Annotated in this window: 23 protein-coding genes and 1 pseudogene; 9 read left to right on the top strand and 15 right to left on the bottom strand. The window is 71.2% G+C overall.

Annotated features, from left to right (window positions below; translation table 11 throughout):
• Positions 1–13: 13 nt before the first annotated feature.
• Positions 14–2179 (bottom strand): glycogen debranching protein GlgX, encoded by a 2166-nt coding sequence (gene glgX, locus OG521_08640; protein ID WUW20852.1) that lies wholly within the window; start codon positions 2177–2179, stop codon positions 14–16.
• Between the two features lie 390 nt (positions 2180–2569).
• Between glgX and OG521_08635 the strand changes: the two genes are divergently transcribed.
• Together OG521_08635 and OG521_08630 are read left to right on the top strand one after the other, a co-directional pair.
• Positions 2570–3802 carry an SAV2148 family HEPN domain-containing protein gene (locus OG521_08635; GenBank protein ID WUW20851.1) on the top strand — a complete coding sequence of 411 codons (1233 nt, stop codon included), beginning with the start codon at positions 2570–2572 and terminating at the stop codon, positions 3800–3802.
• A 78-nt stretch (positions 3803–3880) separates the two neighbouring features.
• A complete protein-coding gene (locus OG521_08630) occupies positions 3881–4627 on the top strand; it encodes a 3'-5' exonuclease (protein ID WUW20850.1) in 747 nt (248 codons plus the stop codon).
• Between the two features lie 11 nt (positions 4628–4638).
• On the opposite strand, the gene OG521_08625 is transcribed toward OG521_08630, so the two are convergent.
• Positions 4639–5505 (bottom strand): aminoglycoside phosphotransferase family protein, encoded by an 867-nt coding sequence (locus tag OG521_08625; GenBank protein ID WUW20849.1) that lies wholly within the window; start codon positions 5503–5505, stop codon positions 4639–4641.
• Between the two features lie 126 nt (positions 5506–5631).
• On the opposite strand from OG521_08625, the gene OG521_08620 reads away from it, so the two are divergent.
• Genes OG521_08620 through OG521_08610 form a run of 3 tightly spaced genes read left to right on the top strand, consistent with a single transcriptional unit; the run spans position 5632 to position 8710 of the window.
• A complete protein-coding gene (locus OG521_08620) occupies positions 5632–6582 on the top strand; it encodes a sugar ABC transporter permease (protein ID WUW20848.1) in 951 nt (316 codons plus the stop codon).
• Positions 6579–7418: a carbohydrate ABC transporter permease gene (locus OG521_08615; protein WUW20847.1), complete on the top strand. Its 840-nt coding sequence runs from the start codon at positions 6579–6581 to the stop codon at positions 7416–7418. The genes OG521_08620 and OG521_08615 overlap by 4 nt, the downstream gene beginning before the upstream one ends.
• Positions 7418–8710 carry a sugar ABC transporter substrate-binding protein gene (locus OG521_08610; GenBank protein WUW20846.1) on the top strand — a complete coding sequence of 431 codons (1293 nt, stop codon included), beginning with the start codon at positions 7418–7420 and terminating at the stop codon, positions 8708–8710. The genes OG521_08615 and OG521_08610 overlap by 1 nt, the downstream gene beginning before the upstream one ends.
• Before the next feature lie 57 nt (positions 8711–8767).
• On the opposite strand, the gene OG521_08605 is transcribed toward OG521_08610, so the two are convergent.
• Positions 8768–11083, bottom strand: a complete 2316-nt coding sequence (locus OG521_08605) for an MMPL family transporter (GenBank protein ID WUW20845.1) — start codon at positions 11081–11083, stop codon at positions 8768–8770.
• Positions 11084–11450: 367 nt separating this feature from the next.
• Between OG521_08605 and OG521_08600 the strand changes: the two genes are divergently transcribed.
• The gene (locus OG521_08600) at positions 11451–12653 is read left to right on the top strand and encodes a S8 family peptidase (protein WUW20844.1); all 1203 of its coding nucleotides are present in this window, start codon (positions 11451–11453) and stop codon (positions 12651–12653) included.
• Positions 12654–12856: 203 nt separating this feature from the next.
• Positions 12857–13240: a nuclear transport factor 2 family protein gene (locus OG521_08595; protein ID WUW20843.1), complete on the top strand. Its 384-nt coding sequence runs from the start codon at positions 12857–12859 to the stop codon at positions 13238–13240.
• Positions 13241–13247: 7 nt separating this feature from the next.
• Here OG521_08595 and OG521_08590 read toward each other — a convergent pair whose 3' ends face one another.
• Complete coding sequence (locus OG521_08590) at positions 13248–14084, bottom strand: ATP-binding cassette domain-containing protein (protein ID WUW20842.1); 837 nt, start codon at positions 14082–14084, stop codon at positions 13248–13250.
• Between the two features lie 16 nt (positions 14085–14100).
• Positions 14101–14638, bottom strand: a pseudogene (locus OG521_08585) (aldo/keto reductase).
• Between the two features lie 60 nt (positions 14639–14698).
• Here OG521_08585 and OG521_08580 point away from each other — a divergent pair.
• Positions 14699–15283, top strand: a complete 585-nt coding sequence (locus tag OG521_08580; protein WUW20841.1) for a TIGR03086 family metal-binding protein — start codon at positions 14699–14701, stop codon at positions 15281–15283.
• 68 nt (positions 15284–15351) lie between these two features.
• A complete protein-coding gene (locus OG521_08575) occupies positions 15352–15984 on the top strand; it encodes a DsbA family protein (protein ID WUW20840.1) in 633 nt (210 codons plus the stop codon).
• A 32-nt stretch (positions 15985–16016) separates the two neighbouring features.
• Here the strand turns inward: OG521_08575 and OG521_08570 are convergent, their stop codons facing one another.
• From OG521_08570 to OG521_08525, 10 genes are all read right to left on the bottom strand, one after another.
• Entirely contained in the window at positions 16017–16787 is a 771-nt protein-coding gene (locus OG521_08570; GenBank protein ID WUW20839.1) for a sirohydrochlorin chelatase, read from the bottom strand.
• Positions 16788–16796: 9 nt separating this feature from the next.
• Entirely contained in the window at positions 16797–17720 is a 924-nt protein-coding gene (locus OG521_08565) for an ABC transporter permease (protein ID WUW20838.1), read from the bottom strand.
• Positions 17707–18495 carry an ABC transporter ATP-binding protein gene (locus OG521_08560; protein WUW20837.1) on the bottom strand — a complete coding sequence of 263 codons (789 nt, stop codon included), beginning with the start codon at positions 18493–18495 and terminating at the stop codon, positions 17707–17709. The genes OG521_08565 and OG521_08560 overlap by 14 nt, the downstream gene beginning before the upstream one ends.
• A 33-nt stretch (positions 18496–18528) precedes the next feature.
• Positions 18529–19644: an aliphatic sulfonate ABC transporter substrate-binding protein gene (locus tag OG521_08555; protein WUW20836.1), complete on the bottom strand. Its 1116-nt coding sequence runs from the start codon at positions 19642–19644 to the stop codon at positions 18529–18531.
• A gap of 243 nt (positions 19645–19887) precedes the next feature.
• On the bottom strand, positions 19888–21231 hold the full coding sequence (locus tag OG521_08550; GenBank protein WUW20835.1) for a GTP-binding protein: 1344 nt from the start codon (positions 21229–21231) through the stop codon (positions 19888–19890).
• A 1-nt stretch (position 21232) separates the two neighbouring features.
• A complete protein-coding gene (cysD, locus tag OG521_08545; protein WUW20834.1) occupies positions 21233–22168 on the bottom strand; it encodes a sulfate adenylyltransferase subunit CysD in 936 nt (311 codons plus the stop codon).
• Positions 22165–22734 (bottom strand): adenylyl-sulfate kinase, encoded by a 570-nt coding sequence (gene cysC / locus OG521_08540; GenBank protein ID WUW20833.1) that lies wholly within the window; start codon positions 22732–22734, stop codon positions 22165–22167. The genes cysD and cysC overlap by 4 nt, the downstream gene beginning before the upstream one ends.
• Entirely contained in the window at positions 22734–23450 is a 717-nt protein-coding gene (locus tag OG521_08535) for a phosphoadenylyl-sulfate reductase (GenBank protein WUW20832.1), read from the bottom strand. The genes cysC and OG521_08535 overlap by 1 nt, the downstream gene beginning before the upstream one ends.
• On the bottom strand, positions 23447–23626 hold the full coding sequence (locus OG521_08530) for a hypothetical protein (GenBank protein ID WUW20831.1): 180 nt from the start codon (positions 23624–23626) through the stop codon (positions 23447–23449). The genes OG521_08535 and OG521_08530 overlap by 4 nt, the downstream gene beginning before the upstream one ends.
• Positions 23623–25320, bottom strand: a complete 1698-nt coding sequence (locus OG521_08525) for a nitrite/sulfite reductase (GenBank protein ID WUW20830.1) — start codon at positions 25318–25320, stop codon at positions 23623–23625. Before OG521_08525 ends, OG521_08530 begins: the two co-directional genes overlap by 4 nt.
• Positions 25321–25334: the final 14 nt, after the last annotated feature.

Below are 25334 nucleotides of genomic sequence, written 5' to 3'. Positions count from 1 at the left end.
CGGCCGTCTTCACCTACGCGGGCCGCTGCAGCACCACCATGCTCCGCCCCACCAGCGTCACCCGATCGCCCGCCGCCACCTTCGGCCCCGCACCCGTCAGGACGCCGTCCGGCCGGGCCGTGTCGACCACGGCCAGCCACTGGCGCCCGTGATTGACCGGTACGGCGAATTCCAGCGTCTCGGCGCTCGCGTTGAACATCAGCAGGAACGAGTCGTCGGAGATCCGCTCCCCGCGCGGACCCGGCTCCGAGATCGCGTGTCCGTTCAGAAAGACCGTCAGGGCCTTGGCGTGGGCCGCCTGCCAGTCCCGCTGCGTCATCTCCTCGCCCTCGGGTGTGAACCAGGCGATGTCCGAGAGCTCGTCGTGGGTGCCCTCCACCGGGCGTCCGTGGAAGAACCGGCGGCGCCGGAAGACCGGATGGTCCCGGCGCAGCCACACCATCGCCCGGGTGAACTCCAGCAGACTGCTGCCGAGGCCGCCGCCGTCCTGGGGGTCCGGCTCGCCCTCCTCGTCCCCCGCCGCCCCGGCCGGGTCGGGCCAGTGCACCCAGGACAGTTCGCTGTCCTGGCAGTAGCCGTTGTTGTTGCCCCGCTGGGTACGGCCGAACTCGTCGCCGTGACTCAGCATCGGCACACCCTGCGAGAGCATCAGCGTGGCGATGAAGTTCCGCATCTGCCGCTCGCGCAGCTCCAGCACCTCGGGCCGGTCCGTCTCGCCCTCGACACCGCAGTTCCAGGACCGGTTGTGGCTCTCGCCGTCCCGGTTGCCCTCGCCGTTGGCCTCGTTGTGCTTGTCGTTGTACGAGACCAGGTCGTGCAGGGTGAAACCGTCGTGGCAGGTGGTGAAGTTGATCGAGGCGAGCGGCCGCCGGCCGTCGTCCTGGTACAGGTCCGACGACCCCGTCAGCCGGCCCGCGAACTCGGCCAGCGTGCGCGGCTCGCCGCGCCACAGGTCGCGCACCGTGTCCCGGTACTTCCCGTTCCACTCGGTCCACAGCGGCGGGAAGTTCCCCACCTGGTAGCCGCCCTCGCCCACGTCCCACGGCTCGGCGATCAGCTTCACCTGGCTGACCACCGGGTCCTGCTGCACCAGGTCGAAGAACGACGACAGCCGGTCCACCTCGTGGAACTGGCGGGCCAGCGTGGCCGCCAGGTCGAAGCGGAAGCCGTCCACGTGCATCTCGGTCACCCAGTAGCGCAGCGAGTCCATGATCAGCTGGAGCACGTGCGGGGAGCGCATCAGCAGGGAGTTCCCGGTCCCCGTGGTGTCCATGTAGTAGCGCTGGTCGTCGGCGAGCCGGTAGTACGAGGCGTTGTCCAGCCCCCGGAAGGAGAGCGTGGGGCCCAGGTGGTTGCCCTCCGCCGTGTGGTTGTAGACCACGTCGAGGATCACCTCGATGCCGGCCTGGTGCAGGGCGCGCACGGCCTGCTTGAACTCCAGCACCTGCTCGCCCCGGTCGCCCCAGGAGGCGTAGGCGTTGTGCGGGGCGAAGAAACCGATGGTGTTGTAGCCCCAGTAGTTGGCGAGCCCCGCGTCCGCCAGCCGGTGGTCCTGGACGAACTGGTGCACCGGCATTAATTCGATCGCCGTGACACCGAGCTCCGTCAGGTGCGCGATGACCTCCGGATGCGCCAGCCCGGCATACGTGCCGCGCAGCTCCTTCGGCAGCCCCGGATGGAGCATCGTCAGGCCCTTCACATGGGCCTCGTAGATCACCGTGCGGTGGTAGTCCGTACGGGGGCGCCGGTCGTCGCCCCAGTCGAAGTACGGGTTGACCACCACCGAGCTCATGGTGTGCGGCGCCGAGTCCAGGTCGTTGCGCGTGTCGGGCCGGCCGAACGGATAGCCGTACACCGCCTCGCCCCACTGGATCTGCCCGGCGACCGCCCGCGCGTACGGGTCGAGCAGCAGCTTGGCGGAGTTGCAGCGGGCGCCGCGCTGCGGCTCGTACGGGCCGTGCACCCGGAACCCGTACCGCTGACCGGGCATCACCCCGGGCAGATACGCGTGCCGGACGAAGGCGTCGGTCTCCCTCAGCTCCACCGCCGTCTCGGAACCGTCGTCGTGCAGCAGGCACAACTCGATTCTGTGGGCGGCCTCCGAGAAGACCGCGAAGTTGGTCCCGGCGCCGTCGTACGTGGCACCGAGGGGGTACGCCTGTCCCGGCCAGACCTGCATAGATTCGACTCTTCCACTTCTGATGCGGTTGCCTGGGGATTGCGGGCTCCCTGGGGACAGATCTTCCCCGAAAGAGCGGCCCTTACCTAGGACCGGGCAGGACGTGGCTCGGTCCGCTCGACATCGGGCCCCGGTCCGGTCAACATCGGGCCCCTCCGTGTCGCCCGCAACCGGAATCCGGCGGGGCCACCCGGTGGGCTGTCCGGTATGCGGCTTCGGGTGGGGTGTTTAATCACTATGAATCCGCTCACTCCGGCAGATCTCGCCGCAGGGAACGAGCCTGTCCCATAGGGGAGTTGGGAAAGCAGCCTGTGCATCCGGCTGCACCGGCTCCCGCTCCCGGAGTACCCTTCCTTGATCGTTGGTGGGGGAGTGGAAGGCGGTGCGCGGGTGAGCTCGGGAGGATTCGAGCTGCCCCCAGGTGACACGGGTCACGAGGGGGACGTGGCCGATGTCCCGCCCGGGGCGGTCTCGCTGGCGCAGCCCCTGGAGATCGGTGCGGAACTGGACTGGGGCGCGGACGCCTGGAGCGAGGTGCGCACCCGCGCCCAGCGGGCCGGGCGCGCCTATATCTGGCTGAATCTCGTCGAGCAGCGGCTGCGCGCCGTCGTGGCGGCGGTGCTCCGGCCGATCTACGAACCGGTGCACGGCGAGGACTGGGTGGTGGCCGCGGCCGGCCCCGCCGGCCAGGAGTGGGTGCAGCGGGCCGTCGCGGTGCGCGAGGTCTCCCGCCGCAAGGGCTATCTCCTCGACCCGGCCGACGACAACGTGCTGAGCTTCCTCACGCTGCCGCAGCTGCGTGAGCTGATGGTCCAGCACTGGCCCTGCTTCGAGCCCTACTTCGACGACCGCCGCGACGTCGAGCTGGCGCTGGACGAGCTGGAGGTCGCGCGCAACGTGGTCTCCCGCAACCGCGCGCTCAACGAGGCGGTGCTCGCCCAGGCCGAGCGGGCCTCGGCACGGCTGCTGGAGATCCTGGGCAGCGGGGCCGCCGTCCCGTCCGCCGACCGGCTCCCGGTCGACGCCGTGGAGGAACTCGTCGGCGACCGGTACGCGGACGTGGTCTCCGTCCACCCCGACCGGGTGCGGCTCCAGCGCCAGCTGCCCGCCGAGGACCTGTTCGGCGGTTCGCGCCGGCTGGACGCGATCGGGATAGGCCTCAATCTGCTCGTGCAGAACTTCTCCGGCCGCCGGCTGATCCGGCTCGCCGAGTCGGGCTGCCGGGTCCGGCTGCTCTTCATCAACCCGGCGAGCAGCGCGGTCAAGCGCCGGGAGCGGGAGCTCGGCCTGAAGAAGGGCGAGCTGAGCCGATCGGTGGAGATGAACATCCTCCACATGCGCCGGGTCCGCTCCAAGCTCCGCGATCCGGGCGCCTTCGAGATCCACGTCTTCGACGAGACGCCGCGTTTCACGGCCTATCTGGTGGACGGCGACGGGGCGAACGCGGTGGGCGTCGTCCAGACGTATCTGCGCCGGGCACGCGGCATGGAGGCCCCGGTGCTGGTGCTGCGGGGCGGCGGGCGGGCCGTGGTCCGGGCCGGCCAGGACACCGAGCACGGCCTGTTCGAGACGTACCGCGAGGAGTTCGAGTCCGTGTGGACGGACTCCCGGCCGGTCTCCTGAGGGACCGTCCCCCGGCGTTGTCAGTGGCCCGTGCGAGGGTGGTCGTCATCTGGGGGAGCACCACGAAGGAGGTACGGGATGAGCTGGCACCGGCAGGCGCTGGTCGGCTTCGACCTGGAGACGACGGGTACGGAACCGCTGGAGGCCAGGATCGTGACGGCCGCGGTCGTCCGCGTCGACGGCAGCGAGGGGGAACCGGCGAGCCGGCGCACCTGGCTGGCCGATCCGGGGATCAGGATCCCCGCACAGGCCTCCGCGATCCACGGCATCAGCAGCGAGCGGGCGGCGGCGGAGGGCCGGCCGGTGCGCGAGGTGGCCGACGAGATCGCCGACGCCCTGGCCGGGTACTGGCGCCGGGGCATCCCGGTGGTGGCGTACAACGCGGCCTTCGACCTGACCCTGCTGACGGCCGAGCTGCACCGCCACGGACTGCCGTCGCTCACCGACCGGCTGGACGGGGCGGGCATCGGCCCGGTGGTCGACCCGTACACGATCGACCGGGCCGTCGACCGCTACCGCAAGGGCAAGCGCAACCTGGAAGCGGTCTGCGTGGAGTACGGCGTGGTCCACGGGGGAGCGCACGACGCGGCGGCGGACGCGCTGGCCGCGGTGCGGGTGGCGTACGCGATAGCCGCGCGGCACCCCTCGGTGGCCGCACTGCCGGCGCCGGAGCTCCACGAGCGCCAGATCGGCTGGTACGCCCAGTGGGCCGCCGACTTCCAGCAGTTCCTGCGCCGCAAGGGCGAGGCGGACGCGGTCATCGACGGCCACTGGCCGGTGCGTGAACTGGCGCTCCAGGTGGAATCGAGCCCATCGGGCGATTGAGGACGAAGCGGTCAGAAGGGGTACCAGCGCACCGACGTGTCCCCGTCGCGCAGCGACGCCACACGGCGGCGGAACTCGGCGAGTGCCTTCGGGTTGGCCGGCGCGTGCTGGGCGACCCAGGCGCAGCTCGCCGTCTCCCGCGCCCCGCGCAGCACCGCGCAGCCGTCCCATGCGCGTACGTCCCAGCCGTACGCCGAGGTGAACGCGTCATAGGCCTCGGCCGGCAGCCCGTACCGGTCACGGGACAGGGCGAGCACCACGAGGTCGTGCTCGCGCAGATCCGTGGAGAAGGTCTCCAGGTCCACCAGGACCGGTCCGTCCGGGCCGACATGGACGTTGCGCGCGAGCGCGTCGCCGTGGATCGGGCCCGGCGGAAGATGGGGGACCAGTGCGGCGGCGGCCGCCGCGAAGCCGTCGCGGCGCTCGCGCAGATATGCGGCGTCGGCCGGATCGACCGCCTCGCCGGCCAGGCCGAGCCACCGCTCGACGCCGCCCAGCAGCTCCCGCCGGGGCAGGGTGAGGCCCTCCGGGGCGGGCAGTGCGTGGACCGCGGTGAGCAGCGGCGCCAGGTCCCTGGGCTCGGCGGGCCGCACCGCGTCCGGCAGCCGGTGCCACAGTGTCACCGGATGGCCCTCGACCAGCCGCGCCCCGGGCTCGGCGGCCCGCACGGCGGGGACGCCGGACGCGGCGAGCCACTGGGCGACGGCCACTTCGCGTTCCGCCCGCTCCCGCAGCTCCGGGCTGCGCACGGCGTCCCGGCCGATCTTGACGACCAGGTCGCCCACGGCGAACACCGCGTTCTCGCCCAGCGCGATCAGCTCCGCGTCCCCGGACAGCCCGGCAGCGGTCAGTACCTCGCGCGCTCGCATCTCGTTCATGGATCCGATTTTCGCATCCGTGCAGGTTGCCTTGACGAACGGACGGGCCGTCAGCACGATGGCGTAGGCCACCTGAGCGGCCAGAACGGTATAAAGCCGGTCGAATGACGCAAGGGGGTCGCATCCATGACATTGGCGAGTGCAACCGTGCAGTCCGGGCGGCACGGCCCCCCGGGCGGCCCCCGCGGCAAGGGGTCCGGAGACATCAACCGGAACGCCGGGACCTGGTTCCTGGTGCTGCCCGCCCTGATCCCGATCCTGATCCTCAGCGTCGGACCGCTGCTCTACGGCATCGCGCTGGCCTTCACAGACGCCCAGTCCGGCCGCACCCGCTCCACCCAGTGGGTCGGGGTGCTCAACTTCCAGGACCTCCTCCACGACGGACTGTTCTGGGAGTCCTTCCGGATCGGTCTGGTGTGGGCGGTCGGCGTCACCGTCCCGCAGTTCGTGCTGGCCCTCGGCCTGGCCCTGCTGCTCAACGAGAACCTGCGGATGCGCTGGCTGGCCCGCGCCCTGGCGATCATCCCGTGGGCGATGCCCGAGGTCGTCGTCGGCATCATGTGGCGCCTTGTCTACAATCCGGACGCCGGCATCCTCAACGAGACCATCCGCGACCTCGGCCTCGGCGACGGCCGGGACTGGCTGACCGGCCTCGCCACCGCACTGCCCGCGGTGATCCTGGTCGGGGTCTGGGCCGGCATGCCGCAGACCACGGTCGCGCTGCTCGCCGGGCTGCAGAACACCCCGCACGAACTCCACGAGGCCGCCGCCCTGGACGGCGCGGGCGCCTGGCGCCGCTTCCGTACGGTCACCTGGCCCGCGCTGCGCCCGGTCGCCCTCTCGATCACCGCGCTCAACTTCATCTGGAACTTCAACGCCTTCGCCCTGGTCTACGTGCTGACCAACGGCGGACCCGGCGGCCGTACCCGGCTGCCGATGCTCTTCGCCTACGAAGAGGCCTTCCGGTACGGGCAGTTCGGCTACGCCGCCGCGATGGGCTGTGTGATGGTCGCGGTGATCTCCGTGATCCTCGCCGTGTACCTCGCCGGACGGCTGAGGGGAGGCGAGGACCGATGAGTCCGCGCATCAGCAGGCCCGCACGCGCCGGACAGTACGCCGCGCTGTTCTGCTACCTGGTCTTCCTGGCCTTCCCGTTCCTGTGGCTGATCTCCACCGCCTTCAAACCCGCGCCCGAACTGGGCTCGCTGCACCCCACCTGGATCCCCGAGCACCCCACGCTGGACAACTTCCGGCAGGCCTTCGACGAACAGCCGCTGCTCCGGGCCGCGGGCAACTCACTGATCGCCGCGCTCTCGGCCGGTGTCATCGCCGTCGTCATCGCGACCCCGATGGCCTATGTGATGGCCCGCCACCGCTCCCGGCTCTCCGCGGCCGCCACCGGCTGGGTCGTGGTCAGCCAGGCGTTCCCCTTCGTCCTGCTGATCATTCCGCTCTTCCTGGTCCTCAAGCACCTGCATCTGATCAACACCCTGTGGGGGCTGATCATGGTGTACGTGGTCTGGGCGCTGCCCTTCGCGCTGTGGATGCTCGTCGGGTACGTCCGGGCCGTGCCGCCCGAGCTGGAGGAGGCCGCGGCGGTCGACGGTGCCGGCCGGCTGCGGACACTGGTCTCGGTCACCGCCCCGCTGCTGGCCCCCGGGATCGTCGCCACCGCGCTCTTCGCGTTCATCACCGCCTGGAACGAGTTCTTCTTCGCGCTCGTCCTGCTCAAGACACCGGAGAAGCAGACGTTGCCCGTCGTCCTCACGCACTTCATCGGCGCGGAGGGTGCCAGCGACCTCGGACCGCTCGCCGCCGCCGCGTTCCTCGCCACCCTCCCCTCCCTCCTGCTCTTCGCCGTCATCCAGCGGCGGATCACGGGCGGCATGCTCGCCGGGGCGGTGAAGAGCTGATGCGCGCACTCGTACGCACGGCGGCCGCCACGGCGACCGCGCTCGCCCTGCTGCTCACCGGCTGCGGCGGGGACGGCGACGGCGGGACGGACGGGAAGATCAAGCTCCGCTTCCAGTCGCTCGCCTGGCAGAAGGAGTCCGTCGACATCAACAAGCGGCTGGTGAAGGAGTGGAACGCGAGCCATCCCGACGTCGAGGTGCAGTACGTGCAGGGCTCCTGGGACAGTGTCCACGACCAGCTGCTCACCTCCTTCGAGGGGGACGAGGCGCCGGACGTCATCCACGACGCGTCCGACGACCTCGCGGACTTCGCGTACGGCGGCTACCTCGCCGATCTGCGCACGCTCCTCCCGGACCGGCTGACCGTCGACATCCCCGCGCAGAGCTGGCAGTCCGCCACCTTCGACGGCGGGATCTACGGCGTGCCCTTCCTCCAGGAGCCGCGGGTCCTGATCGCCAACACCAGGCTCCTCAAGGAGTCCGGGGTCCGCATCCCGACCCCGCGGAAGCCGTGGACCTGGCCGGAGTTCCGCCAGGTCACCAAGAAGCTCACCGGCAAGGGCCGTTACGGGATCGCGTGGCCGCTCAAGGAACCGGTCTCCGTCACCCTGAACCTGGGCCTGTCGGCGGGCGGCGAGCTGTTCCACCGGGGCGCCGACGGAAAGGTGACCGTCGCCATGGACAAGGGCGACCAGGTCGTGCCGGGCACCATCCACGACCAGGTCAACACCGACCACAGCGCCGCCCGCACCGCGCTCGGCATGGGCGGCGGCGACACCCTGCCCGGCCTCTTCGGCGGCAAGTACGCCATGGTGCCGCTCGGGTTCTCCTACCGCCAGCAGGTGGTCGAACAGGCTCCGAAGGGCTTCGAGTGGACCGTGCTGCCCGCCCCGGCCGGCAGCGGGGGCCTGGCCCAGGGAGTGAGTCCGCAGACCCTGTCCGTCGCCGAGGACAGCCCGCACAAGAAGGAGGCCGTGGAGTTCATCGACTTCCTGCTGCGGCCCGCCAACATGGTGCGCCTGGCCAAGGGCGACTGGATGCTGCCGACCGGCACGGCCGCCCTGGCGGACCCCTCGCTGCACACCGCGGACAAGGGCTGGGCGACCGGCGCCGCCCTCGCGACCGCGTTGCGCCCGGCGCCCGCCCAGTCCGTGCGCGGCTACCCCGAGTGGAAGGACAAGGTCGCCACCCCCGCGCTCCAGGAGTACTACAGCGGTGCGATCGACGCGGACGAGCTGAGGAAGCGTCTGGTGGTGGACGGCAACCGGGTCCTGGCCCGCTACCAGCGCTGACGCGCCCGCCCTCCCCGTGGCGGGAAGGCCGGGGGAGGGCGGGCGCGGCGGGCCGGATCAGACGCCGACCCGCTCCGGCTCGTCGCCCCCGCGCCGCGCGTCCACCGGACTCCCGGCGGCCACCGGGACCGGCACGTCGTCGTACGTCTCGTCGTGGGTCAGATCGGGCAGCCACCGCAGCCACCGGGGGAAGTACCAGTTGCGCTCGTCCAGCAGGGCCATGACGGCCGGGAGCAGGATGCCGCGGATGATCGTCGCGTCGATCAGCACGGCGGCCGCGAGGCCCACCCCCATCTGCTTCATGGACTGCATCGACAGCGTGCCGAAGATCGCGAACACGGCGACCATGATCACGGCCGCGCTGGTCACCACGCCCGCCGTCGTCACCACCCCGTGCGCGATGGCGTCCCGGGTGGTGCGGCCCTGGAGGCGGGCCTCACGGATCCGGGAGACCACGAACACGTGGTAGTCCATCGAGAGTCCGAACAGGATCACGAAGAGGAACAGCGGCAGCCAGGAGATGATCGCGCCGACTCCCTCCGCGCCGACCAGCGAGGCCCCCCAGCCGTGCTGGAAGATCGCGGTGAGGATGCCGTAGGCGGCGGCCACCGACAGCAGGTTGAGCACGATGGAGGTGATCGCGATCGTCAGCGACCGGAAGCAGAGCAGCATCAGCAGGAAGGCGAAGACGACCACGAAGGCGAAGACCGGCACGACCGCGCCGACGATCTGGTCGTTGAAGTCCTTCGACCCCGCGACCTGACCGGTGACCGGCGCCTCGACGCCCTCGACCTTGCCGAGCGTCGCCGGACGGACCGTGTCGCGCAGCAGCTCCAGGCTCTTGACCGCCCGGTCCTGGTCCGAGCCGCCGACCAGGGGCACGTCGATGACCGCGATGTTCTCCGCGTCGTGCGTCACCATGTCGACCGGGCCCTTCGATGCGCCCGATGCGACGGCCTGGCGGCGGAAATCGGCGAGCGCCTGCCGGACCGGCCCGGAGCCGATGTCGTCGGCCCTGACCACCACCTGTGCCGGGTCGGCCCCGCCGGGGAAGGCCTCGTTGAGCCGGTCGTAGGTCCGCACGATCGGCAGCGAGTCGCCGAACTCCTGGTCCAGGGTGAGGTTCTGGGTGTGCATGCCCAGCGCGGGCAGCGCGATCGCGGCCAGTGCGCCGGCGGCGACGAGCAGGGCGGTCCAGGGGCGGCGCAGCACCGAGCCGAGCACGGCCCGCCACACCCTGCTCTCGCCGTCCGCGCCGCCGCGCTCCGAGCGCTTCAGCCGGTTGAGGAAGGGCACCCGGCCCTTCTCGACCCGCTCACCGAGCAGCGAGAGCAGGGCGGGCAGCACGGTGACCGAGCCGGCCATGGCGACCGCGACCACCATGAGCGAGGCCAGCCCCATCGCCTGGAACTCGGCGAGGCCGGTGAAGAGCATGCCCGCCATCGCCACACAGACCGTCACACCGGAGACCACGATCGCCCGTCCGCTGGTCGCCGCCGCGATCATCAGCGCGGTGCGCGCGTCGCGCCCCTTGGCCCGCTCCTCGCGCTCGCGGCGCAGATAGAACAGGCAGTAGTCGACGCCGACGGCCAGACCGACCAGCAGCATCACGGAGTCGGCCGTCTCGCTCATCGGCTGGAAGTGGCTGACGAGCCCCATCAGTCCCATGGTCGCGATGATCGCGGTGAGGGCGAGGGCGACCGGCAGCAGCGCGGCGACGAGCGCCCCGAAAGCGATCAGCAGGATGCCGAGCGCGACGGGTACCGCGGAGAGTTCGGCCCGCTGGAAGTCCTTGCCGAAGGCGTCGTCGAAGGTCTTGCCCATGCTGGCGCCGCCGATCTCCTCGATCAGCAGCCCCTCGTGCTCGCCGTCCACCTTCGCCACGGCCTTCAGCACCGGCTCGACGCGCTCGCCCGCCGTCTCGGGGTCACCCCTCATCTCGAACTGCACCAGCGCGCTGTGCCCGTCCGCGGAGATCGTCTTCGTCGTGTACGGCGAACTGACCGCCGTGACCTCGCCGGTGGCCTGGACCGCCTTCATCACGGAGCCGACCGCGGACCGGAAAGCGGGCGAGGTGGCCGTCAGCGAGGCCGCGTCCGGACCCTCGGACTGGATGAGCACGGTCTCGCCCGCCGGGTCCTTGAGCCCCGCGTCCTCGATGATCCGGACGGCCCGTCCCACCTCGCCGGACATCTGGTCGCTCTCCTGCACGTCGACCCGGCCGGCCGCGGAGCCGAGCCCCATGGCCAGGACGACGAACAGCACCCAGACGGTCACCGCCGCCCAGCGGTGCCGGGCACTCCAGCCGCCCGCCCGGGCGGCGATGCCGCGCACCCGTGGCGTCCCCGTGCGCGCCGAATCCACTTTCCCCATGACGGGCTTGCCCCCTCGTGACCCACGCCGGCCCACCGCCGCCGCCTCATTTCCGAAGGTAGGGGCGGAATCAAGCCTTCTCGTCGTGCTTCCTGCCGAGCGGACGGGGCACCTTCTCCGCCTTGCGACGCAGGTGCGTCCCCGAGAAGGACGATCGAAGCCCCTTACACGTAAAGGATGTTGAGGTCAGACGCCCGACTTGGGTACTGCTGGCCGGTTTCTTATTACGAAACCTTGTTGAGTAAGTCACAGGTACATGAAGGTCTTGATCTGAGCGCGTCAATCGGTAAGGGTTCGAGCCAGCCCCCGGAGATCTTCCGGCCGAGGGCCAATCCCCCCACAAAGAATGACGAGGAGACCCCTCTTCATGGCAATTCACAAGCGCGCACGCCGGTTCAAGCTGACCGCCGCCATCACCGCAGTGGCCGCCGCAGCCGGAGTCACCCTGCTGGGCAGCCCCTTCGCCGGAGCGGCACCCGCCCCCGCGACGGGCAAGATCTACGGCGCCGACGCGGCGACCGCCGTGTCCGGCAGCTACATCGTGATGCTGGACCAGAAGGCCGACAAGGCGAAGCTCGCCAAGGAGTACGGCGGCAAGCTGAAGCGCAACTACAGCTCCGCCATCAACGGCTTCTCCGCCAGCGGCCTTTCGCAGACCGAGGCCAAGCGCCTCGCCGCCGACCCGTCCGTCTCCAAGGTCGTCCAGAACAAGAAGTTCCACATCAGCGCCACCCAGGACAACCCGCCGTCGTGGGGCCTTGACCGCATCGACCAGGCGGAGACCGCCGGGGACAACGCGTACACCTACCCGGACAGCGCGGGCGAGGGTGTCACCGCGTACGTCATCGACACCGGTGTCCGCACCACGCACCAGGAGTTCGAGGGCCGGGCCAGCTCGGGCTTCGACGCCGTCGACAACGACGACAGCGCCGACGACGGCAACGGCCACGGCACGCACGTGGCCGGCACCATAGCCGGGGCGACGTACGGCGTCGCCAAGAAGGCCAAGATCGTCGCCGTCCGGGTCCTCGACGACTCCGGCTCGGGCACCACCGAGCAGGTCGTCGCCGGAATCGACTGGGTCACCGAGAACCACGAGGGCCCGTCCGTCGCCAACATGAGCCTGGGCGGCGGCGCGGACGAGGCGCTCGACGCGGCGGTCCAGAAGGCCATCGCCTCCGGGGTCACCTTCGCGGTCGCCGCGGGCAACGAGTCGAGCGACGCGGGCGAGGGGTCGCCCTCGCGCGTCCCCGAGGCCATCACGGTCGCCTCGTCCACGGTGGACGACGAGCAGTCGTCGTTCTCCAACTTCGGCCCGGTCGTGGACATCTACGCCCCGGGTTCGGACATCACCTCGTCGTGGAACGACAGCGACGACGCGTCCAACACCATCTCCGGTACGTCCATGGCGACCCCGCACGTCGTCGGTGCCGCCGCCGTCTACCTGGCGGGACACCCGGACGCCACCCCGGCGGAGGTCTCCACGGCGCTGACCGAGGGAGCCACCCCGGACGCCATCGGCAATGCCACCGAGGGCACGGCGAACAAGCTGCTGAAGGTCGTTGAGTAACACCCGCACCACCTGACCGGCGGCCACCGCGCTCTCCCCCACGGGGCGCGGCGGCCGCACGGCTCGGGAAGATCGTCCTATGGTGTGCCCATGATGATGTGTGCGGCGCGGGTGCCCGCGACCGGCCGGAGCGGTCACCGGCGGCCCGCAGCCCGGTCCCGCCCGCTGCCCGGCGGACCCGCGCGGACGGACGGAGGCGGCGCATGAGTGAACCGCCCCCCGGAGTGGCCGCGGCCGTCGAGGGCGAACTCCGCCTCCTCGACCCGGTGGTGCGTGCCTCCACCGAACTCCTCGTCCAGGTCCTGCACCCCGACTTCCACGAGGTCGACACGACCGGCCGGCGCTGGGACCGCGCGATGGTCATCACCTCGCTGATCTCCGACACGGCCCCGCGGCCCGGCCAGCTCACCGCCTCACGGATGCACGGGGTCCAGCTCGCCGACGAGCTCGTCCACATCACCTTCGACACCGAGGCCAAGGGGAAGCGGGCCCACCGCAGTTCGCTGTGGCGGCTCACCGAGTCCGGATGGCTGCTCTACTACCACCAGGCCACCCCGTTCGTCCCCGTGGAGCCCGCCGGCGGATGAGACGCCGTCAGGTACGGGTCACCCGCCGGGCCCGCGCCGTCCACCGGCCGTCCGTACGGGAGATCCGCACCGGATGCCCGAAGCAGTCACTGACCTGATCCGTGGTCAGCACCTCGTCGGCGGGACCCGAGGCGACGCACCGCCCGCCCCGCAGCAGCATCGCGTGCGTGGTGGACGCGGGCAGCTCCTCCAGATGGTGCGTGACCAGCACCGTCGCCAGCTCCGGATGCTCCTCGCGCAACGCGTCCAGGCTGTCCAGCAACTGCTCCCGGGCGGCCAGGTCGAGACCGGTGGCCGGCTCGTCGAGCAGCAGCAGCCGGGGCTCCGGCATCAGTGCGCGGGCGATGAGCGTACGGCCGCGCTCACCCTGCGAGAGCGCCGGCCAGCGCGACCCCGTCTTGCCGCCCATGCCCAGCATCTTCAGCAGCCGCTCCGCCCGGTCGCGCTGCTCCGCCCCGGGCGACCAGCGCGGCACCGGCTCGACGGAGTTCGTCAGACCCGTCAGCACCACCTCGCTCACCGTCAGCGGGGAGCGCAGCGGATGGCGCGGATTGACATGCCCCAGCAGCGTCCGCAGCTCCCGCAGATCCACCCGGCCCAGGGTGCGCCCCAGCACCTCCACCGACCCCCGGGTGGGATGGGTGACCGCGCCCAGGAGCCCGAGCAGGGTGCTCTTGCCCGCCCCGTTGGCGCCGAGCAGCGCCCAGTGCTCCCCGCCGCGCACGGTCAGCGAGACCGAGTCGAGCAGCAGGTTCCCGTCCCGGACGAGCGCGACACGGTCGGCCCGGATCACCGGCACCGGGGCCGTGGGGGCGGGCTGGGCGGGGATGGCGGTGGTACTCACGGGCGGGTGCTCTCCTTCATGCGGATGCGAGCGCCTCCAGGCGGCTCATGTCCTCGGTCGTCAGCTCGATCTCCCGCGCCCCCAGGTTCTCCGCCGGATGGGCGGGCGAACCGGTGCCCGGGGTCGGGCACAGCACGGGGGGAGCGGTGCAGCAGCCAGGCGAGGGCGATCTGCCCGCGGGTGGCACCGCGGCTCTCCGCCACGGCATCGAGGGCGGTGGCCGTGGCGCCGGTCAGGGCGCCGCCGGCCGGCGGGAACCAGGGGAGGAAGGCCGGTCCATGGGCTTCGCACACCTTCAGCACCGCGTCCGACGCGCGGTCGATGAGGTTGAAGCGGTTCTGCACCGAGGCGATCCCGGTCAGGGAGAGCGCCTGCTCCAGCTGCTCGGCGGTGAGGGTGTCCAGGCCGATGTACCGGATCTTACCTTCCCGCCGCAACGCATCCAGAGCGCCCGGCTGGTCGGCCACCGGCATCCGCGGATCCAGCCGGTGCAGCTGGTGCAGATCGATCCGGTCGGTCCGCAGCCGGCCCAGACTCGCCTCGCGCATCGCCCGGCCGGGCGCTGTCGCGTTTCTTCAAGACCGGTAGCGGCGTCCGCTCCTAGAGTGCCGTGCATGAAGACCGAGCACGCTCACATGACCGAATGCGCCGCGGAGGCGGCCCGGGTGGCCCGCGCCGTCCCGGCCGACCGGCTCGACGCACCCACCACTCCCTGCGCGGGCTGGGACGCCCGCACCCTCATCAACCACTGGGTGCTCTACACCTCCCACGGCATGGAGCACCGCGCGCTGCGCACGGAGCTGCCCGAGGAGCTCGTCGCCCGTGACTTCACCGCCGACGCCGACTGGGCCGAGCAGTACGCCGCCCAGCTGGACCGCGCCGTCGCCGCCTGGTCCGACCCGGCCGCCTGGGAGGGCACCATCGGCACCGGGGCCTCCGCCTCCCCGGCCGCGGACACCGCCGCGATGCTCATCGAGGAGACGGCGCTGCACGGCTGGGACGTGGCCCGGGCCACCGGCCAGGAGTTCCGGCTCTCCGACGCGGCGGCCGCCCACGTCCTGGCCATCGTCGAGAAGACCGCCGCGCTCTACCGGCAGTACGAGGGCTTCGCCGACGAGATCACCGTCGACGCGGGGGCGTCCGACTTCACCCGTGCCCTGGCCCTGAGCGGCCGCGACCCGCAGTGGACCGCCGGGTAGAAGTGGCCCAGTCCCGCGGGTGCCGAATGGCCCGTGGGGGTGAGCCACCGGCTGGCTAGGCTCATTTCATGACCACTCACCGCAGCCCGGGCACGGGCCGGGCCGTCGTCGACTTCTACTTCGACCCGGCCTGCCCGTTCGCCTGGATCACCTCACGCTGGATGCTGGAGGTGGAGCAGCAGCGCGACATCGAGCTCCGCTTCCACGCGATGAGCCTCTACCTGCACAACACGGGCAACGAGCTTCCCGACTGGTACCGCACCCTGGTCGACAAGTCGATCGGACCGGTGCGCGTCGCGGTCGCCGCGGCGGCCCTGCGCGGCGAGGGCGTCCTGCGCGAGCTGTACACGGCCTTCGGGACCCGCATCCACCAGCAGAAGAACGAGGACTTCGACGAGGTGATCGCCCAGGCCCTCGACGAACTCGGCCTGCCCGCCGAACTGGCCGCGGCCGCCCACGACCCGGAGTACGACGAGGCGGTACGGCGCAGCCATGACGCAGGCCGGGACCCGGCGGCCGGGGGTTACGTGGGCACGCCCACCCTGCACGTCGACGGAACGGCCTGGTTCGGCCCCGTCCTGCGGGCGGTGCCGCGCGGCGAGGAGGCGGCGCGGCTGTTCGACAGCTTCCGGGTGCTCGCCGGGTACGACGACTTCTTCGAGCTCAAGCGCACCCGCACGGGCGGTCTGGACGTCGGCTGAGCGAGAGCCCGCAGGATCCGGCCGGAGGGGCTCTACGCGCTGACCCGGGCGGGCCGGACCGCCGGGACGCGGGACTCGTCGTACCGGTCCAGCAGCAGCCGGGCCAGTTCCGGTGACGGCCCCAGCACACCGGCCAGCACGTCCGCCCCGGCCTCGGCCGCCCCCGCCGCGATGCGGTCCGGCAGGCGGCCGGGAGCGATCACGTACGGGGCGACCGCCACCCGGCGCACACCGTCGGCCCGCAGGGCCCGTACCGCGTCCTCGGTACGGGGGATGCCCCCGGGAGTAACAGCGGAGGCGAACGCAGGCCGCACGGAACACCAACCGGTGTGCCGCAGCTCCCGCGCGATTTCAGCGATCACTGCGATCGCCTCCGGGTCTGTGGAGCCCGCCGAGGCCAGGACGAGCCCGGTCGAGCTTCGGTCGCCGGGGCGGACCCCGGCCTCGTGCAGCCGCCGCTCGAGAGCGGAGTTCAGCAGCGGCGAGGGGCCCAGTACCTCGGCCTGCCGCACCCGCAGCCGCGGCAGCCGGGTCCGGGCCTCCCGCAGTACCGCCGGGATGTCGGACTTGGCGTGGAAGGCGTGGGTGAGGAGCAGCGGAAGCGCCACCACCTCACCCGCGCCCTCGGCGTCCAGCCGTTCCAGGACCCGCGGCACCGACGGTGCGTTGAAGTCCAGGAACCCGGTCTCCACCCGCAGCCCGGGCCGCAGCGCCCGGACCCGCGCGGTGAGCGCGTGCACGGTCGCGGCGTGCCGCGGATCGCGGCTGCCGTGGGCGATGACGAGAAGGACCGGAGATGTCATGGCAGTGGCTCAGTTCTTGACGAGGAGACCGCGGCTGCGCAGCACCCACCGCTCCAGGGGACTGAAGATCAGCAGATCGATCGCGATGCCGACGAACAGGATCAGGATGATGGCGAGGAAGATCCCCGGCATGTCCGCGTTGTTGCGGCCGTTCTCCAGCAACTGCCCCAGACCCAGTCCGAGTTCCGGCGACGAGGCGATGATCTCGGCCGCCATCAGCGAGCGCCAGGAGAAGGCCCAGCCCTGCTTCAGACCCGCCAGATAGCCCGGCAGGGCGGCCGGCATGACGATGAACCAGGTACCGCGCAGCCCGGTCGCGCCGAGGGTCCGGCCCGCCCGGAGGAAGAGCGGCGGGACCTGGTCGACGCCGGAGACCAGACCGTTGGCGATCGAGGGCACCGCGCCCAGCAGGATCACCGCGAACATCATCGAGTCGTTCAGGCCGAGCCAGATCACGGCCGGCGCCACCCAGGCGACGGACGGCAGGGACTGCAGCCCGGAGAGGATCGGCCCGATCGCGGCCCGGACGAACTTCACCCGGGCGACCAGCAGACCCAGCGGTGTGCCGATGGCGACCGAGAACACGAAGCCCAGCAGGCCGCGCGAGACGCTGGTCCACACCACCTCCAGCAGGGTCCCCTGGCGCCACATGTCGCCGACGCTGTCCCAGACCGCGGACGGCGAGGGCAGCTTGTAGTCGTCGGTCACCTTGGCCCAGACGAGCACCTGCCACACGACGACGACCAGGGCCACCGCCAGCACCGGCGGCAGCACCTTGCGCACCAGGACCTCGCGCACCGGGGTGCGGTGCACCTGTACGGCGTCCAGCGCGTCCAGACCGGCCTCCAGCCCGGCGAGGTCGTCCGGCTTCACCGCGTCGGGCCCGATCCCGCCGGACCCCGGTGCGTCCGACTTGATATCAGTGCTGGCCATGTCGGCGGATCTCCCCACGCAGTTGTTCGGTGATCTCGACGGACAGCTCCGCCACGGCGGTGTCCTCGATACGGCGCGGCTGCTCGATGTCGACCGTCCACTCGCGGGCGATCCGGCCGGGCCGGGACGAGAGCAGCACCACGCGCTCGGCGAGCCGTACCGCCTCGCGCACGTTGTGTGTGACGAACAGGACCGAGACGTTCGTCTCGCGCCAGATCCGGGTCAGCTCGTCGTGCAGCACGTCCCGGGTGATGGCGTCGAGGGCGGCGAACGGCTCGTCCATCAGCAGCAGTTGACTGTCCTGGGCGAGCGCGCGGGCCATCGCCACCCGCTGCCGCATGCCGCCCGAGAGCTCGTGCACCCGCTTGCCGTACGCCCCGTTCAGGCGCACCAGCTCCAGCAGGCGCTCCGCCTCCGTACGGCGTTCCGCCTTCGGCACGCCGCGCAGCCGCAGCGCCAGTTCGATGTTCTTGCCCGCGGTCAGCCACGGGAACAGGGCGTGCTCCTGGAACATCAGGGCCGGCCGCCCGCCGGGGGTCTCGATGGTCCCCCCGGTCGGGCGGTCGAGTCCGGCCACCAGGTTGAGCAGCGTCGACTTACCGCACCCGGAGGCTCCCAGGAGGGTGACGAACTCGCCCGGGGCGACGTCGAGGGTGATGTCGTCCAGGACCAGCTGCGCTCCCGTGGGTCCGGCGAAGGACTTCGAGACATGTGCGAGACGGGCGGCGTGCCCGACCTCGACACGGTCCTCGGCCTTGGTGAGGGTGTTCGCCATGGTCGTCACCTCCTGGGGTCTTCGAGCGGCTGGTTACTTGACGCCGAGACCGGCGTCGGCGACCTCGGGCTTGCCCGCGGCCTTGAGGATCTTGTTCAGCGGCTTCAGGTCGTAGATGCCCGCGAGGTCGGGCTGCTCCAGCAGACCGGCCTTCACCGCGTGCTCGGCCTGCGCGTCGAGCGTGGCGGCCAGCGGGTCGTCGGTGATCTGGATCGACTTCCAGGCCGGGTCGATGATCTCGGCGGGCAGGTCCTTGCCGGTGAGCTTCTTCAGGGCGGCGTTGGCGGAGGCCTTCGCCTTGTCCGGGTTGGCGTTGATCCACGCGTTGGTGTTCACCGAGCCGCGCAGCACCGCCTCGACGACGTCCGGGTGGTCCTTGAGGAACTTCTGCGACACGATGATGTTCGTGATCACGAACTTGTCGTCGGGCCACAGCGTCGACTCGTTCAGGAGCTCCTTGGCGCCCTCGGCGACCAGCTTGGAGGCGGTCGGCTCGGGGACCCAGGCGCCGTCGATGGAGCCGGACTTGTAGGCGTCCGGGGTCACCTTGTTGTCGGTGCGGACGACGGAGACGTCACCCTTGCCGCTCTGGGCGTCGACCTTCCAGCCCTTCTCGGAGATCCAGTTGAGGAAGGCCACGTCCTGGGTGTTGCCGAGCTGCGGGGTGGCGATCTTCTTGCCCTTGAGGTCGTCCAGGGTCTTGATCTTCTTCGGGTTGACGACGAGCTTCACGCCGCCGGAGGCCGAACCGCCGATGATCCGGAGGTTCTTGCCCTTGGACTTGGTGTAGCCGTTGATCGACGGCGAGGGGCCGATGAAGCCGATGTCGATCGAGTCGGCGTTGAGCGCCTCGATCTCGGACGGGCCCGCGTTGAACGTCGAGGTCTTGAGCTGGGTGCCGCCGAGCTCCTTCTGGAACAGACCCTCCTGGTCGCCCACGAGCGCGGTGGCGTGCGTGAGGTTCGGGAAGTACCCGATCCGCACGGTGTCGGCGGAGAGCTTCTTTCCGTCGGCGGCGGCGTTCGCCTTCTTGGCGTCGTCGTCCTTCGCGTCGGAGCCGTAGCCGCAGGCGGTGAGAGCCACGGCGAGCAGCGGCAGGGCGGCGGCAGCGGCGAGGCTGCGGCGAAGCGTGGTACGGGGGGCAGACACGGGAGGTCTTCCTCTCGGAGGCCCGGTTGTCACGTCCCTCGGTGATCCGGGGGCGCGGCCGGGAGGTCGGCAGGTCTTCGTCTGAACTGGCGGTGCAGGCGGTGCGGTTGGTGCTGCCGGGCGCGCAGGCAGTGCGCGTACGTCATCACGCACATCGCCCGACCCCGCCCTGGCCGCTGCCGAGGGCGCCGCTGCCGACGCGGCCGCCCTCCTTCGCGAAGGTCGAGAAGATGTCGATGCTCATCAGAAGTCCCACTCGGCGTCGTCGTCCGCCGGAACCTCGGCCTGCGTCACGGCGGCGAACGAGGCGCCCGCCATGCCGGCCGAGAGGGTGGTGCCGTCCGCCGGGTCGATCAGCAGGAAGGAACCGGTGCGGCGCGAGTCGGCGTACGCGTCGAGCGCGAGCGGCTCGGCGGTCCGGACCACGACCCGGCCGATGTCGTTGGCGACGAGCTGCCCGGGGGCCGGGTGCTGCGACAGGTCGTCCAGCGTCAGCCGGGACGGGATGTCCTTGACGATCGCCTTGACGGTACGGGTGGTGTGCTTGATCAGCACCCGCTGGCCCACGGTGAGCGGCCGGTCGGCGACGTGGCAGACGGTCGCCTCGACGTCCTGGGTGACCGCGGGCGCGTCGTCGGAGGGCGCGATCAGGTCGCCGCGCGAGACGTCGACGTCGTCGGCGAGCCGGACGGTCACCGACTGCGGGGCCCAGGCGATGTCCACGCTGTCGCCGAGCAGGTCGATCCCGGCGATCGTCGTCGTGCGGCCCGAGGGAAGGACGGTGACGGGCTCGCCGACCCGGAACACACCGGCGGCGATCTGGCCCGCGTAGCCGCGGTAGTCGGGGTGCTCGGCGGTCTGCGGCCGGATCACGTACTGCACGGGGAAGCGGGCGTGGCAGGCGGTGAGGTCGTGGCTGACCGGGACCGTCTCCAGGTGCTCCAGGACGGTCGGGCCGCCGTACCAGTCCATGTTCGCGGAGGGTTCCACGACGTTGTCGCCGGCCAGCGCGGAGATCGGGATCGCGGTGATCTCCGGGACGCCCAGGGAGGCCGCGTACGCGGTGAACTCCTCGGCTATGGCGGCGAACACCGGCTCCGCGTACTCGACCAGGTCCATCTTGTTCACGGCCAGCACCACGTGCGGCACGCGCAGCAGGGCGGCGACGGCGGCGTGCCGGCGGGTCTGCTCGACGACACCGTTGCGCGCGTCGACCAGGACCACGGCCAGCTCGGCCGTGGAGGCGCCCGTCACCATGTTGCGGGTGTACTGCACATGGCCCGGGGTGTCGGCCAGGATGAACCGGCGCCGGGTGGTGGCGAAGTAGCGGTAGGCGACATCGATGGTGATGCCCTGCTCGCGCTCGGCGCGCAGCCCGTCGGTCAGCAGCGCCAGGTCCGGCGCCTCCTGGCCGCGGTTGCGCGACGCGTGCTCGACGGCCTCCAGCTGGTCGGTGAGGACCGACTTGGAGTCGTGGAGCAGCCGGCCCACGAGGGTGGACTTGCCGTCGTCGACGGAGCCCGCGGTGGCGAAGCGCAGCAGGGTGGTGGTCGACAGCTGGTCGGCCAGCTGGGTCGGTGTGGTCATGTTAGAAGTACCCCTCGCGCTTGCGGTCTTCCATCGCGGCCTCGGACATCTTGTCGTCGGCGCGGGTCGCGCCCCGCTCGGTGAGCCGGGAGGCGGCGATCTCGGTGATCACGGCGTCCAGCGTGGTGGCGTCGGAGTCGACGGCGCCGGTGCAGGACATGTCGCCGACCGTGCGGTAGCGCACCTGGCGGGTCTCGACCCGCTCGTGCTCCTTGGGGCCGCCCCAGTCACCCGCGGTCAGCCACATGCCCGAGCGGTTGAAGACCTCGCGCTCATGGGCGAAGTAGATCTCCGGGAGTTCGATGCCCTCGCGCTCGATGTACTGCCACACGTCGAGCTCGGTCCAGTTGGAGATCGGGAAGACCCGGACGTGCTCACCTGCGGCGTGCCGGCCGTTGTACAGCTGCCACAGCTCGGGGCGCTGGCGGCGCGGGTCCCACTGGGAGAACTCGTCGCGCAGCGAGAACACCCTTTCCTTGGCCCGCGCCTTCTCCTCGTCGCGCCGCCCGCCGCCGAACACCGCGTCGAAACGGTGCTGCTGGATCGCCTCGGTCAGCGGCACGGTCTGCAGCGGGTTGCGGGTGCCGTCGGGGCGCTCGCGGAGCTTCCCGGCGTCGATGTACTCCTGCACGGAGGCGACGTGGAGGCGCAGCCCGTGCTCGGCGACCGTGCGGTCGCGGTACTCCAGGACCTCGGGGAAGTTGTGCCCGGTGTCCACGTGCAGCAGCGTGAACGGCACCGGCGCGGGCGCGAACGCCTTGAGCGCCAGGTGCAGCATCAGGATCGAGTCCTTGCCGCCGGAGAACAGGATCACCGGCCGCTCGAACTCCCCCGCCACCTCACGGAAGATGTGCACCGCCTCGGACTCCAGGGAGTCCAGGTGGCTGAGTGCGTACGGATTGGCGGTGCCTTCCGACACAGTCGCGACGGTCGTCACGCTGCACCCCTCTCGCTCAGCAGCGCGTACAGCTCCGCCGCGGACTCCTGCACGGTCTGCCGGTGCGACTCGATCCGCAGATCGGGCGACTCGGGGGCCTCGTAGGGGTCGTCCACCCCGGTCAGCCCGCTGATCTCGCCCGCCGCCTGCTTGGCGTAGAGCCCCTTCACATCGCGTACCGAGCACACCTCGACCGGAGTGGCGACATGCACCTCCAGATAGGCGGTGCCCTCGGCCTGGTGGCGCTTGCGGACCGCGTCGCGGCTGTCCGCGTACGGGGCGATGACCGGGACCAGCACCTTCACGCCGTTGGCCGCCAGCAGTTCGGCGACGAAGCCGATCCGCTGGACGTTGGTGTGCCGGTCCTCGCGCGAGAAGCCGAGGCCCGCGGAGAGGAACTCCCGGATCTCGTCGCCGTCCAGCACCTCCACCCGGTGGCCCTCGCCGCGCAGCCGCCCGGCGAGTTCGTACGCGATGGTGGTCTTGCCCGCGCTCGGCAGACCGGTCAGCCAGACGGTGGCTCCCGTCTCCGTCACGCTCATCGAAGTCTCCTGATCAGTCGTCATCAGTCGTGCAGCCCGCATTCGGTCTTGCCGCGCCCGGCCCAGCGTCCGGCCCGCGCGTCCTCGCCCTCCAGCACCCGCCGGGTGCAGGGGGCGCAGCCCACGGAGGCGTAACCGTCCATCAGCAGCGGGTTGGTGAGCACCCCGTGCTCCGCGACGTACGCGTCGACGTCGTCCTGGGTCCAGCGGGCGATCGGCGAGATCTTGACCTTCTGCCGCTTCTCGTCCCAGCCGACCACCGGGGTGTTCGCCCGGGTGGGGGACTCGTCGCGGCGCAGCCCGGTGGCCCAGGCCGTGTACGAGGTCAGTCCCTCCTGGAGGGGCGTGACCTTGCGCAGCTTGCAGCACAGGTCCGGGTCGCGGTCGTGCAGCTTCGGGCCGTGCTCGGCGTCCTGTTCGGCCACGGTCCGGCGCGGGGTCAGCGTGATGACGTTGACGTCCATCACCGCCTCCACCGCGTCACGGGTCCCGATCGTCTCGGGGAAGTGGTAGCCGGTGTCGAGGAAGACCACGTCCACGCCGGGCAGCGCCCGGGAGGCGAGGTGGGCGACGACGGCGTCCTCCATCGACGACGTCACGCAGAACCGCGGGCCGAAGGTGTGGGTGGCCCACTGGAGGATCTCCAGCGCGGAGGCGTCCTCCAGCTCACGGCCCGCGCGCTCGGCCAGCTCCCGGAGTTCCGCGGCGGTGAGTTCTCCGGTCTGCAGGGTGTCCGTCATATCCCGTCCCCTTCAACGTCGTTGCGCTGCAGTCCCCGGGTCAGCAGACCCAGGAACTTCAGCTGGAACGCCCGGTTGCAGGAGGCGCATTCCCAGGCCCCGTGCCCCGTCTCGTGCGGGCGCAGGTCCTCGTCGCCGCAGTAGGGGCAGTGGAACGGTGCCGCGCGCTCGCTCATGACAGCGACTCCGCACTGGCCCGGGCCGCCCAGGTCGCGAAGCGCTCGTCGCCCTCGCGCTCCTTCTGGAAGTTCCCGAGGACCCGCTCGACGTAGTCGGGCAGTTCGGCCGAAGTGACCTTCAGGCCACGGACCTTGCGGCCGAAGCCGGCCTCCAGGCCGAGCGCGCCGCCCAGGTGCACCTGGTAGCCCTCCACCTGGTTGCCCTCGCCGTCCAGCATGAGCTGGCCCTTGAGGCCGATGTCGGCGGTCTGGATACGGGCACAGGCGTTGGGGCAGCCGTTGATGTTGATGGTGAGCGGCTCGTCGAACTCCGGCATGCGGCGCTCCAGTTCGTCGATGAGCGAGGCGCCGCGCGCCTTGGTCTCGACGATCGCCAGCTTGCAGTACTCGATGCCGGTGCAGGCCATCGTGCCGCGGCGGAACGGGGACGGCTTCACCTGGAAGCCGAGCTCCTCGAGGCCGGCCACCAGGGAGTCGACCTGGTCCGGCTCCACGTCGAGGATCAGCATCTTCTGCTCGACGGTGGTGCGCAGCCGGTCCGATCCGTGCGCGGCTGCCAGATCGGCGATCTTGGTCAGGGTAGGGCCGTCGACCCGGCCGACGCGGGGCGCGAAGCCGACGTAGAGGCGGCCGTCCTGCTGCTCGTGGACGCCCACGTGGTCGCGCCAGCGGCTGCTGGGCTGCTCGGGTGCGGGGCCGTCGAGCAGCGGGCGCTTGAGGTACTCGTCCTCCAGCACCTGGCGGAACTTGGCGGGGCCCCAGTCGGCCATCAGGAACTTCAGCCGGGCACGGGTGCGCAGCCGCCGGTAGCCGTAGTCCCGGAAGATCCCGACCACGCCGGCCCAGACATCGGAGACCTCGTGCAACGGGACCCAGGCGCCGAGGCGTTCGGCGAGCCGCGGGTTGGTCGAGAGGCCGCCGCCGACCCAGAGGTCGAAGCCGGGGCCGTGCTCGGGGTGGACGACGCCGACGAAGGCGATGTCGTTGATCTCGTGGACCACGTCCTGCACGGGCGAGCCGGAGATCGCGGTCTTGAACTTGCGCGGCAGGTTGGAGAACTCCTTGCTGCCGATGTAACGGTCGTGGATCTCGTCGACCGCCGGGGTCCCGTCGATGATCTCGTCGGCGGCGATCCCCGCCACCGGGGAGCCGATGATCACTCGGGGGCAGTCGCCGCAGGCCTCCGTCGTGGACAGGCCGACGGCCTCCAGCTTCTGCCAGATGGCCGGGACGTCCTCGATGCGGATCCAGTGCAGCTGGATGTTCTGGCGGTCGGTGACGTCGGCGGTGCCCCGCGCGTAGTCCCGGGAGACCTCACCGATCGCCCGCAGCTGCGCGGCGGTCAGCCGGCCGCCGTCGATCCGGACCCGCAGCATGAAGTAGCGGTCGTCCAGCTCCTCCGGCTCCAGCACGGCGGTCTTGCCGCCGTCGATGCCGGGCTTGCGCTGGGTGTACAGCCCCCACCAGCGCATGCGTCCGCGAAGGTCGTTGGGGTCGATCGAGTCGAAGCCGCGCTTCGAGTAGATCGTCTCAATGCGCGTCCGCACGTTGAGACTGTCGTCGTCCTTCTTGAACTGCTCATTGCCGTTGAGTGGGGTGTAGTGCCCCAGGGCCCACTGACCTTCGCCACGGTGGCGTCCTGCCTTGCGGCGGGGCGTGGCGGGCGCAGGCTGTTCCGGGGTAGCGGCCATGACAGTACGTCCTT

It is taken from the genome of Streptomyces sp. NBC_01463, assembly GCA_036227345.1.
GTDB lineage: Bacteria > Actinomycetota > Actinomycetes > Streptomycetales > Streptomycetaceae > Streptomyces.
Note: the sequence above shows the minus strand (reverse complement) of the source record. Positions and strands in the feature narration are given on the sequence as shown.